Source organism: Mycolicibacterium pyrenivorans, assembly GCF_025821625.1.
GTDB lineage: Bacteria > Actinomycetota > Actinomycetes > Mycobacteriales > Mycobacteriaceae > Mycobacterium > Mycobacterium pyrenivorans.
In genome coordinates this window covers 1-10,473 of record NZ_JACKSH010000068.1, presented here as the reverse complement: position 1 = coordinate 10,473, position 10,473 = coordinate 1, and the positions used below count along the sequence as shown (strand labels likewise).

General features: G+C 61.8%; 10 protein-coding genes and 2 pseudogenes. 7 read left to right on the top strand and 5 right to left on the bottom strand.

The genetic code is table 11. The features are described from left to right. Positions 1 to 113 precede the first annotated feature (113 nt). The 3 genes and pseudogenes from H7I57_RS09735 to H7I57_RS09725 all read left to right on the top strand — a co-directional run bounded on the left by H7I57_RS09735 (position 114) and on the right by H7I57_RS09725 (position 2,394). Positions 114 to 756, top strand: a pseudogene (locus H7I57_RS09735) (nitroreductase family protein). Beyond that, positions 753 to 1,046 carry a nuclear transport factor 2 family protein gene (locus H7I57_RS09730; RefSeq protein WP_264023243.1) on the top strand — a complete coding sequence of 98 codons (294 nt, stop codon included), beginning with the start codon at positions 753 to 755 and terminating at the stop codon, positions 1,044 to 1,046. The pseudogene H7I57_RS09735 and the gene H7I57_RS09730 overlap by 4 nt, the downstream one beginning before the upstream one ends. A 67-nt stretch (positions 1,047 to 1,113) precedes the next feature. Beyond that, positions 1,114 to 2,394, top strand: a complete 1,281-nt coding sequence (locus H7I57_RS09725) for a TetR/AcrR family transcriptional regulator (protein WP_264023242.1) — start codon at positions 1,114 to 1,116, stop codon at positions 2,392 to 2,394. Here the strand turns inward: H7I57_RS09725 and H7I57_RS09720 are convergent. Beyond that, positions 2,391 to 3,518 carry an ABC transporter substrate-binding protein gene (locus tag H7I57_RS09720; RefSeq protein ID WP_264023241.1) on the bottom strand — a complete coding sequence of 376 codons (1,128 nt, stop codon included), beginning with the start codon at positions 3,516 to 3,518 and terminating at the stop codon, positions 2,391 to 2,393. The two genes, H7I57_RS09725 and H7I57_RS09720, sit on opposite strands and share 4 nt — an antisense overlap. A gap of 40 nt (positions 3,519 to 3,558) precedes the next feature. Between H7I57_RS09720 and H7I57_RS09715 the strand changes: the two genes are divergently transcribed. Continuing rightward, the gene (locus tag H7I57_RS09715; RefSeq protein ID WP_264023244.1) at positions 3,559 to 4,203 is read left to right on the top strand and encodes a TetR/AcrR family transcriptional regulator; all 645 of its coding nucleotides are present in this window, start codon (positions 3,559 to 3,561) and stop codon (positions 4,201 to 4,203) included. A 9-nt stretch (positions 4,204 to 4,212) separates the two neighbouring features. Here H7I57_RS09715 and H7I57_RS09710 read toward each other — a convergent pair whose 3' ends face one another. After that, positions 4,213 to 5,007, bottom strand: coding sequence for a TetR/AcrR family transcriptional regulator (locus tag H7I57_RS09710; protein ID WP_264023240.1), 795 nt, complete (start codon positions 5,005 to 5,007; stop codon positions 4,213 to 4,215). 185 nt (positions 5,008 to 5,192) lie between these two features. Between H7I57_RS09710 and H7I57_RS09705 the strand changes: the two are divergent. After that, a pseudogene (locus tag H7I57_RS09705) lies at positions 5,193 to 5,473 on the top strand (thiolase C-terminal domain-containing protein); the annotation flags it as partial. Positions 5,474 to 5,723: 250 nt separating this feature from the next. Here the strand turns inward: H7I57_RS09705 and H7I57_RS09700 are convergent. The 3 genes from H7I57_RS09700 to H7I57_RS09690 form a co-directional block, all read right to left on the bottom strand. Continuing rightward, positions 5,724 to 6,257, bottom strand: coding sequence for a hypothetical protein (locus tag H7I57_RS09700; RefSeq protein ID WP_264023239.1), 534 nt, complete (start codon positions 6,255 to 6,257; stop codon positions 5,724 to 5,726). Positions 6,258 to 6,444: 187 nt separating this feature from the next. Next, positions 6,445 to 7,302 carry an MlaE family ABC transporter permease gene (locus H7I57_RS09695; protein ID WP_264023238.1) on the bottom strand — a complete coding sequence of 286 codons (858 nt, stop codon included), beginning with the start codon at positions 7,300 to 7,302 and terminating at the stop codon, positions 6,445 to 6,447. 10 nt (positions 7,303 to 7,312) lie between these two features. After that, positions 7,313 to 8,125 carry an MlaE family ABC transporter permease gene (locus tag H7I57_RS09690; protein ID WP_264023237.1) on the bottom strand — a complete coding sequence of 271 codons (813 nt, stop codon included), beginning with the start codon at positions 8,123 to 8,125 and terminating at the stop codon, positions 7,313 to 7,315. A gap of 418 nt (positions 8,126 to 8,543) precedes the next feature. Here H7I57_RS09690 and H7I57_RS09685 point away from each other — a divergent pair, with 418 nt between their 5' ends. Together H7I57_RS09685 and H7I57_RS09680 are read left to right on the top strand one after the other, a co-directional pair. Beyond that, positions 8,544 to 9,713, top strand: a complete 1,170-nt coding sequence (locus H7I57_RS09685; protein ID WP_264023236.1) for an NDMA-dependent alcohol dehydrogenase — start codon at positions 8,544 to 8,546, stop codon at positions 9,711 to 9,713. 224 nt (positions 9,714 to 9,937) lie between these two features. After that, the gene (locus tag H7I57_RS09680; protein WP_264023234.1) at positions 9,938 to 10,468 is read left to right on the top strand and encodes a cysteine hydrolase family protein; all 531 of its coding nucleotides are present in this window, start codon (positions 9,938 to 9,940) and stop codon (positions 10,466 to 10,468) included. Positions 10,469 to 10,473 lie beyond the last annotated feature (5 nt).

Here is a 10,473-nt window from a genome sequence, read left to right as displayed (position 1 = left end):
TGGCTGAATGTGATCCTAGAGAAATCTCATTCTTTCACCACGACAGGGCATTTCGCTGTTACAACCCGCCTCCCATCCCTACCTCATCGGTGAATCCAGGCTTAGGAGTCACCGTGGAGATCGACCACCTGCTCACCGCCACGCGCTCTGCGCGCAGAACGTTAGACCTCGACAGCGCTATCGACCTCGACGAGATTCGCGACTGCCTGCGGATAGCTCTGCACGCCGCCAACGGTTCAAATCAGCAGAACTGGCGTTGGCTGGTCATCATCGACGACAGGCTTCGCAGCGCGATTGCGGCGCTGTACCGCTCGGCCTACCTCAAGAAGGTTGGTGGTCAGATGATCGCGAGCTTCATACCTGTCGGTTCGGCAGAAGGGCGGCTGATGTCATCCACCGAGTGGCTCGTAGAGCATCTGGCAGACGTGCCCGCACTGGTGATCCCATGGCTACGAGCCAACGTGTCCACGAAGCGATGGAGATGAGTCGTTCTATCTGGCCACGCTCTATGGCTCCATCTTCCCGGCGGTATGGAACTTCCAGCTCGCATTGCATACCCGCGGCTACGGCACGTGCATCACGACACTGCACCTTGATCGTGAACACGAGGTGCGCGAATTGCCCGGAATTCCGAACACGTTCGTCCAGGGATGCCTGTTGCCGGTCGGGCGTCTGCGCGCGGGTCACACATTTTCGCCAGGACCGCGGCGCGACGTCAACGAAGTAATCGGGATCGACGGATGGGATGGCCAATGACCCAGGAGACTCAACTCAGCGACCGTGTTGCCCGCATCGAAGCTCGCGACGAGGTACCGGCGTGTATGCTGCGCTACACGCGCGGGGTAGGCCGCCGGGACCTCACGCTACTGTGTTCGGCCTCCTATGGCGACGCATTCGGAGATGTCGAGGGATTCATCGACTGGGGCTTCGCGTACCGCTCCCACCAGACCCGTTACCAGCACGACATCACCAATCACACGTCCGAGATCGACGGCGACACCGCCGGTCCTTCGTACATGCGTCCGCTGGTTACTTCAACGCGATGACCCTGCGCGATGGCGGTGGGGCGTCCCGGGTGCGCGGGGTAGCGGACTGCTAATGTCGGAACGCACAATGTCCAGCGCCAAGCGTCCCCGTCGCCGAGCCGCGGGCAGTTCGGAAGACGTCACTCGGCGTACCGAAATCGTGCAGGCGGCGAATAGACTGATCGCCCACCACGGTCTCGGTACATCGCTGCAACAAATCGCCGACGCCTCCGGCATCCTGGTCGGCAGCCTCTACCATCACTTCAAGTCGAAAGATGCGCTACTCGACGAATTGAACCGACGCTATCGCGCGGACTTGGATCTCGTCGGACAAGCCGCAATGGCCCGGCTCGAGGAAGCAAGCTCGCCTCAAGTGGGGGAACAGATTCATTTTCTGTGCCGCGAGATCGCCCGCTGTGCGGTCAAACATCAAGCTGCACTTCAAATGTCGTTCCTCGAGGGCCGCACCAAGCGCTCCGACTCCCAGGAGCAGGGCAATAGACCGTCGGGCGTCGAAACAGCGATGTTGCGACTACTGCGCGAGGGCCGCCGTACGGGCTTCATCCGTCCCGACGTTGACCTCGCCGTCGTCGCGGACCGCGTATGTCAGAGCGTCTTACATGCAGGCCTGGCTGTCGTCCGGCACGGCGCGCCAACCGACGACGTCGCCGAGGTTTTGTGCGGAATTCACCTACTCGGACTTACCGCGGCCGATCCCACCAACGATCATCTCGATCGATCCCCTGCGCTCGCTGTGGCGGATGCCGTCGTCAAGTCCTGGGCCGGAGAGAACGAAGCCGTCGATGACACAGCCTCCCGCGTGCGGATTGCCGCACGTAAGGAGTTCAGCCGTAGGGGCTTCGAGGTGACAACGATCCGGGATATCGCCGCCGCGTCGGGCCTGCCCCCGGGAACCGTCTATCGCCATCTCGGTTCGAAGGACGAGATGCTCAAGTCCATCATGCTGTCCATCACGCAGAAGATCGGCGACGCGTGGGCCGATATCATGCGCACCGACTCGTCACCGACCGAGAAGCTTGACGCGCTGTGTTGGTTGAACATCAATGCTGTCGACCGTTTTCCCGAAGAGTTCGCGATCCAGCTCGCATGGATGCGTCATGCACCGCCGGAGGTCGCCGAACCCCTTTGGTCGTTCGACACTCGTCGGAGTGAGATGAGCGAGCTAATCGCCGCCGGTATCGAGACGGGCGACTTGGTCGTGCCGACGCATAACATGGAGATCCTGACTCGCTGCGTGATCGGCATCCTGTGGATTCCGCCGAACATTGTGCGAGAGTTAGGATCCCGCGCCTCACTCATCCATTCTCGCGACACCGTTCTGCGGGGCCTTGCGGTCCGCGGGCCCTAGGTCCAGGTAAGGCCCATGCTGGGCGCGGCATGGAAAACATGCGCGCTGGCGTCTGGTAGGATTCGGCGGGCGACGAGGTAATCCACCCCCATCCAGCCTTGACGAATGTATCGCCCGAATTGCATACACGTCCCCGGCGCCCCACTGGCGGCAGGCACAAATTTCACGCCTTCCAACGCCTCCTTGACACCCGCTCCGGTGAGCGGCCGCGCGTTGGCGATCGCGTGAACAATGACCGTGGCGACATCGCGACACAACGGGGGCATGAAGTAGTTGGGGCGCCGGCCGAAACGCGCTTCGAATCGATCGAGAAACTCTTGGCCGACCGCGTTGCGCTCGTCGTAGCTGTCCAGCCCGATCCAGCCGGCCAATTGGTCCATCCACATGGGATCGATGTGAGCGAGCTCAAACGCCGTCATGGTGTAGCGGGGCGGGCTCCAATTCGCCTTGGCTAGAGCGTCGTTAAATCCGAACAAGCCGTGCCCGAAGCCGACGTGGACTAGGGCGTCTGGCTCAGTGGCGCGAAGCGAGGCCACCGCTTCGACTTTGTCCGCCTCAACCTGGGGTATCGCCACCGAACCCACGATCTGTAGCCCGGCTGCTTCATAGGCCCGGACCGCATAGCCGAGATACTCTTTACCGATCAACGACGTCTCATGCGCGATCGCGATGCGCTTGCGTCCGTCGGTCTTGAGCACCGCCGCCAACATCACCGGTTCTTCTGCCATGGACCCATTGTTCAAGGCGAAGCACCATTCCCCCAGTGCCGTTTCGGATCCCGCGAGCGTGATGATCGGGACGTCGGCAGTGCGCTCGACGTGAGCGCTGAGCGGGACGACGTTGTCGGAGACGTAGGGGCCGAAGATGACCAGACAACCCTCGGCCACCAATTCATCGAATGCTCTCTGAACGAGCTTGAAGTCGCCGTTGGGCAGTCCGATCACCTCACGCTTGACCAACTCGATCGGCCGGTCGATCAATCGCTTGTCCAGCGCCTCGTCGAAAATGAGCTTCAGCGAGTCCAGCGTGTCATCGGTGGTGGCGGCGTTCGCCGGGTAGTCGGCCAGCCAGCCCACTTTGACCGGGATGACAGTGCCATATCCGCGCGTACCTTCATCAGCCATGAACTCAACATACACTATGAATGTTGCTATGATCAGCCTCGTGGGCGATCGAGGAGGTGGCGAGGCTGAACGACGTGCGCGCGGTGATCAGACTCGTCGCGACGTCATCACGGCGGCCCGCGAGTTGTTCGTCCATCCCGGATACCACCAGACCAGCGTCGGGGATATTGTGGCCAAATCCGGCACCGGCACCCGGGGCGCGTTCTACCACCACTTCAAGGACAAAGCCGACCTGTTCCGCTTGGTCTTTGAAGAAGTGCATCAAGATTTGGTTGATCGAGCCATCGCCCACCCGCCGCCCGGTGATGCCTGGGATCGCCTCCGACTGGGTCTGCACGGGTTCCTCGATGCCGCGCTCGAACCCGAGGTTCAGCGCATCGTGCTGATTGACGGCCCGGTGATTCTCGGCTGGCAGGCGTTGCGCGCAATCGAGGGTGCGGGCGGTCTCGCACTGGTACAAGAAGTCCTTCAGGAAGCGATGGACGACGGTGCAATTCAGCAGTTGCCCGTCCAGGAACTCGCGCACATGATTCTAGCCGCACTGGAGGAGGCCGCCCTGCTTGTTACTCAGGCGCCAAGCAAAGGGCCGGCGAAGCGCTCAGTCGGAGTCATCCTCGACCGGCTGCTGTTCAGCCTGACTCCCGCGGCCGCCACGCTCGCTTCTGAAGCAGCTGATTCATTTTAAGTTCGCCAGTCAGCGGCGCGAAGCTCTCGTCGTCTTTGGTGCTGCCGCGGTCCTCCTGCGGGCGGGTGACGGCTTTGACGTCGCTGCGCCGACCGGCGCGGCGACAGACTGGCGGCACCAAGCCCAGATGTCGTCCAACGTGAGCTCCACGTTAGGGCCAGTGTGCAACATGCTGAACTGGCCGAGGCTGGTAAGCGTCGCCGTCATGAGGACAGTCAGCTGCGCAATCGACAGGTCCTTGCGAACGAGGCCCGCGCGCGAGCAGGACGTCAATATTCGCTTGAGCAGCTTCTGGTGGGGCTCCCACACTTTTTCGAAATCGGCGGGCCTCTCAAGCGCGAGGCTGAGGTTGTACAGCGTGACGATCCGGCCACCGACAGCCTCGGACGACTCCGCCCTAGACAGAAAGCCCCGGCAAAACGCCTCGAGCTGGCCCAGCGGTCCATCGGCCGCCGACACCTCTTGACGGATGTCTTCGATGAACTGACTCTGTACGTTCTCGTAAAGCGCCAGCAGGAGCTCTTCCTTGCCGGCAAAATGCTGGTAGAAGGCCCGCAGGCTGAGGTTCGATCGGTCGATCAGATCCTGCACGGTGAAATCCGCTCGCCCCGAGTCCTGCATCAGTTCCAACGCTGTCGCAAGGAACCGAGAGCTCCGAGCTAACGCCCGAGCGCGCGCACCGCTCAGGCGCCGCTGGACGGCGCGCTCTTGCCACGTCTCCAGCGACTCAACACCGCCGTCATCCTCGGGCTGGACCTTCGTGCCACTGCTCTTTTTTGTGGCCTTCGCACTCGCCGGCGGCATGAGTTCGTTCCTTCCAGTGAGTAAGTACCGATATCCATCAGAAGTACCACATCACCACCGATAATGGTGATTCTCCCCACCGCTGCAGCACACAGCGTCAGGCGTTGTACACAAGCTGCCAGTCGCGAACCCGTCGACCTGGATCTTGTGCGCGGCGATGAGCCATCGCTCCCCGACCGAAGGTCGTCGAGGGCACGACGCGGATTGCGCTCGATGGCGAGCTGCCGTTGAATACCGATGCTCGGCAGCTCTCCGCCGGTCGGCTGCATGGCTACTGGCTGTTGCAAGATGCGTCCCTGCAGCTCCGCGGGCACGCCGGTAACCGTCAGGTGGCCCGGCGGCCCCACGCCGCGGTTGCCGCAGCGGGGGGCCCGGACCGATCGCGGGTCGCATGGTGCTGACGGCGCCTGTAGCTGTTAGTCGGATGCCGATAGACGTTCGCTACTCATGCTCGTTAACGCGTTAGCGATGCGCTGTGACCGCGGCAACCGCTGGCACTCGCCAGTGCTGCTGATCGAGTGAGATCGGTACCGCCCGCACCTTGAGAACAAGGCTTGTCACGACTGCGCGCGCCCAAGCGGTACGCATTTCTGTTCTTCGCCGCGGCCAGTTTCCGCTTCACCAACCCGATGGCCGTCGACCCGGGTTTACGCCTACAGCTAGGCAAAGGCACGGCAGTGCGACCCGATCCCTACCCGCAGGTTTAACCATTTGTCCTACCCGTTGCCGTCGACTCGTAGGTAGTTGGCGACGTAGTCGACGTAGGTCAGCGTGTCGGGGTCAAGTCCGATGAGCTCCAGGTAGGGGTTCCATTGCCTGGAGTCGACAAACCAGTCCCACCGGGTGATTTGACCGTCTTCATTGGTCCAGATGTAGTCCCATTCATCGAGTGAAAGGACTCTGCCATCAGTTGTGGTTCCCGCGTATGTGTCTTTTACTGCGAAGCCCCATTCGGTGGCATCGCAGTCGAACGGGCTGACAAGTCGCCAATCGGGCATGTGCTTCCACCACATCCTGATCTCGGGCGTCAGGGTGTCGCCGTCCGCGGGCAGCAGCGGTAGCAGCTCCTCGGTGGCCAAGTCGGCGAACCGCTGTGGCTCGCCGTTGTTGAATCGCGGGCACATGATCACCGCATCGGGCGAATAAAGCCATTCGTCCGAGTACTTGACCAGACCTGTCTCCCGAGCGTTCGCATAGGCCTCCCACTTACTTCTGGCGAGCCTGCGATGCAGATCAATGCGATCCGACATTGGATCCCCTTCTGAATACATTGGGTGTCCGAGCGGCGACCTCCGCTCGACCTCCCGTGAATACGGGTTTTACATCATGAGAACGGTCGTTTCTCCTATTGCGGCCGTCTTGGGACGGACCGTCGTAGCGTATCGCTGCGGAGCAATGCTTCGGACCCGGACCGAGGTTTCGCGTCACGCCATCTCCCTATCCCGACAGGTTGAAGTTGCCGTTAGAGCCGTAGATCGCCAGCGACACAAGCAACGTCACAGAGACCACGACCACCAGAGAGGTCCGGACCGCGTTACCCACTGCCGCACCCACACCCGAAGGCCCGCCCGAGGCGAAGAACCCGAAATAGGTGTGCACCAACAGGATCGCTATCGCCATCAACACCGCCTGCAGGAACGACCACAACAGATCGATCGGGTTGAGGAACGTGTCGAAGTAGTGGTCGTACAGCCCACCGGACTGGCCGAACAACACGACCGTAGTGAACTGGGACGCCACGAACGACAGGATCACCGCGATCGAGTACAACGGCGTGATCGCGATCATCCCGGCCACGATCCGGGTGGACACCAGATACTCCACCGACCGGATGCCCATCGAATCGAGCGCGTCGATCTCCTCGTTGATCCGCATCGCTCCCAACTGCGCGGTCACCCCCGCACCGAACGTCGCCGCCAACCCGATCCCGGCGACCACCGGCGCTGCGATACGCACATTGATGAACGCCGCCAGGAAGCCCGTCAACGCCTCGATACCGATGTTGCCCAGCGAGCTGTACCCCTGGATCGCCAACGTGCCGCCGGCGGCCAGAGTCAAGAACCCGACGATCACCACCGTGCCGCCGATCATCGCCAAGGTGCCCGCACCCATCGAGATCTCGGCGATCAGCCGCACGATCTCCTTGCGGAAATGCACCGCCGCATGTGGTACCCCCGCCAACGCGCGGCCGTAGAACAACACGTGATCACCGATACGCGACAGCCACGCCATCGGCCGACCGGCCTGACCCACCAACCGCGGGAACCGCGACCGCATCACCGTAGAAGTACCCATGACCGCCGCCCTAACCCGTCGTCATCCGGATACCGATGGCGGTGACCACCACATTGATGACGAACAACGCCATGAACGCATACACCACCGTCTCGTTGACCGCGTTGCCCACCGCCTTGGCGCCACCACCGGTGATCGTCAAGCCCCGATAACACGCCACCAACCCCGCGATCAGACCGAACAACGCCGCTTTCACGCACGAGATGATCACCTCTGGCACCCCGGTCAACAACGTGATCCCCGCAGCGAACGCCCCCGGGTTCACGTCCTGGACGAAGATCGAGAAGAAATAGCCACCCAGGATCCCGATGATCACCACCAGGCTGTTCAACAGCAACGCCACCAACCCCGCCGCCAACATCCGCGGGGTCACCAGACGCTGCACCGGGTTGATCCCCAGCACCTCCATCGCGTCGATCTCCTCACGAATGGTGCGCGACCCCAGATCGGCACACATCGCCGTCGCCCCCGCCCCGGCCACGATCAACACCGTCACCAACGGCCCCACCTGAGTGACCGCACCGAACGCCGCACCCGCACCCGACAGATCCGCCGCACCCAACTCCCGTAACAGGATGTTCAGCGTGAACGAGACCAACACCGTGAACGGAATCGCCACCAACAACGTCGGCGCCATCGACACCTTGGCCACAAACCAGCACTGCTCCAAGAACTCCCGCCACTGGAACGGCCGCACAAAAATGAAGCGCACCGCATCCAGCGCCATCGCGAAGAACCCACCGACCGCCGCCATCGCACCCGACACACCGTTCGGCAACGCAATCCCGGTCGACCAACGCTCCGGACCGCTGCCGCGCGCCATATTGGCCTCATCTCCACGGTGTCAACACTCGGCTGCAAAGCTATCGGTGTCGCGTCCGCAATCCGTTGCGCAGGCGTTCTTCCGGCCAGCGAGCCCTTGCGGCGATTCACCCTAGCAATCTGCATCCTTGTACACAAGAAACTGATACCCTCGCCGGGCTAGGCCCATGGCGGGACGTTCAGGGCTGTTAGCTACCGGGCGACACGGACTCACTTCGCCACTGTCCGTGACGAATTCTCTTTCTCGAGAATTTCAATTCTCGTCCGCACGCTTACAGCTCAAGTGCTCAAAAGTGCAAACTTCTCAAGAATATCTATTCTCACATTTGTCAAGTAGCCCTCTTGGGATCATCCGCCGCGGGAAGGGTGCCGATGCTCCGCAAGTGTCCGTACACAATCACGGGAGAGAGAGTCGATAGGTGAAATCACAGGCCGCGATCATGCGCGGTGTCGGTAACGACTGGGAAATCCATCAAGTCGACTTGAGGGATCCGAGCGAAAATGAAGTCCTCGTTCGCATGCGGGTCGCCGGCATCTGCCACTCCGACGATCACTTCGCCACCGGTGACGCGGTCCCGCCACCCGAGATGGCCGAGATGATGGTGGCTGCGGGGCTGGCCGCACCCGACTACTTTCCGATGATCGGGGGCCACGAAGGCGCGGGCGTCGTCGAAGCGGTTGGCTCCGGCGTGACGGCCTTGCGTCCTGGCGACCATGTCGGCATGTCGTTCATCGCCGCGTGCGGGAAGTGCCGTTGGTGCGTCACCGGGCAGTCTTTCATCTGCGACGTCGGCGCGGACCTCTTCGCCAAGGATGAGGGAGCCGACGGCGTCCCCCAACGCCGACTGGGCAACGAGGCGCTGACAGCGATGACCCAGCTCGGGACTTTCTCGGAGTATGTCGTCACATCGGAAAACGCGTTGATCAAGCTCGACCCCTCGATCCCCTTTCATGCCGCAGCTCTGGTCTCCTGCGGTGTCACCACCGGGTGGGGCTCGGCCACGGAATCGGCAGGGACCGAGCCCGGCGACACTGTCGTCGTTATTGGCACCGGTGGCGTGGGCATGAACGCCGTACAGGGTGCACGCGCGGTCGGCGCCCAGCACGTGATCGCAGTCGATCCCTCCTTGTTCAAACGTGACTTGGCGCCGAAATTTGGTGCGACACATACCAGCGAGTCGGCCGAAGCGGCAATCGAACTGGTGGGAGCCCTGACAGCCGGGGTGATGGCTGACCGGGTGATCGTGACCATGGGAGTCGTTCGCACCGACATAATCCCCGTCGCATTGATGCTCACCCGCAAAGGCGGTACCTGCGTAGTAACCGGCATGACGCCGGTCACCGAACTCTCAGTACCGATGTCACTCGCCGACCTCGTCGTGTCGCACAAGCAGCTCAAAGGCGTGCTGTACGGCGGACTGAACCCGCGGACGAGTATGCCGAGACTCCTGTCGATGTATCAGTCTGGAACGCTGATGCTCGACGAACTCGTGACGAGGCGCTATCGGCTCGAAAACATCAACGATGCCATCGACGATTTACGCACTAGCCGCAACATCCGCGGTGTGATCGAGTTTCCTTCGTTATAACCGTCACCGGGTTCGGGGCGTCGAGTTCGAGACCGGCACACGTGTCATGTGAGACGACTTCGCCAATGGCAACGCTTCGTCACATCCGTCGCGATCCCGGCAGCGGGAGACAACATCCAGTATTGAGCAGCCGATCAGCACATCACAGCGCCCCGAATGTGGTTCTGGTGTGGGAGAGTTGCGGGGGCGCCGTCGATCAGTCTGACCGAGAAAGGATCTCACGTGTGAGTACAGCGTTACTGCTCATGGATATTCAGCACGGCACAACCGGCCGGTACGGAGCGACATCTGACTATTTCGACCGGGTCGTCGCTGCGCAAGCCAAGGCCGAAGACGCCGGTATCCCGGTGATCCTTATCCGGGTCGGCTTCAACCTCGGGTACCCCGAAGTGTCGGAACGCAACAAGAGCTTCTCCGCGGTGAAAAAGGGGGGAAGCCTTGTCCTTGGCGAAAAATCGACGGAGGTCGAACCCCGACTACTTCGTGGCAAGGGTGAGCTGGTGGTGACTAAGAAGCGGATCAGCTCGTTCGCGGGAAGTGATCTGCGGGAAGTATTGCGCGCCAGCAATATTGATCATCTGGTCCTCGGTGGAATCGCCACGAGTGGGGTTGTGTTATCGACTGTCCGAGAGGCGGCCGATCTCGACTTCCAGTTGACCGTGCTAAGCCTTGATTCACCGATCGACCCTCGGCGTGGGGGCGAATTCGGTTGTGCGCTTTGGAGTCGGGGTGGGCCGTTGTGCGGGATCAGATGATGGCC

Bases quoted from the DNA above. Each gene is read 5' to 3' on its own strand.
- H7I57_RS09730 (WP_264023243.1), top strand. From the start codon at position 753: ATGACCCAGGAGACTCAACTCAGCGACCGTGTTGCCCGCATCGAAGCT.
- H7I57_RS09725 (WP_264023242.1), top strand. From the start codon at position 1,114: ATGTCCAGCGCCAAGCGTCCCCGTCGCCGAGCCGCGGGCAGTTCGGAA.
- H7I57_RS09720 (WP_264023241.1), bottom strand. From the start codon at position 3,518: ATGGCTGATGAAGGTACGCGCGGATATGGCACTGTCATCCCGGTCAAA.
- H7I57_RS09710 (WP_264023240.1), bottom strand. From the start codon at position 5,007: ATGCCGCCGGCGAGTGCGAAGGCCACAAAAAAGAGCAGTGGCACGAAG.
- H7I57_RS09700 (WP_264023239.1), bottom strand. From the start codon at position 6,257: ATGTCGGATCGCATTGATCTGCATCGCAGGCTCGCCAGAAGTAAGTGG.
- H7I57_RS09695 (WP_264023238.1), bottom strand. From the start codon at position 7,302: ATGGGTACTTCTACGGTGATGCGGTCGCGGTTCCCGCGGTTGGTGGGT.
- H7I57_RS09690 (WP_264023237.1), bottom strand. From the start codon at position 8,125: ATGGCGCGCGGCAGCGGTCCGGAGCGTTGGTCGACCGGGATTGCGTTG.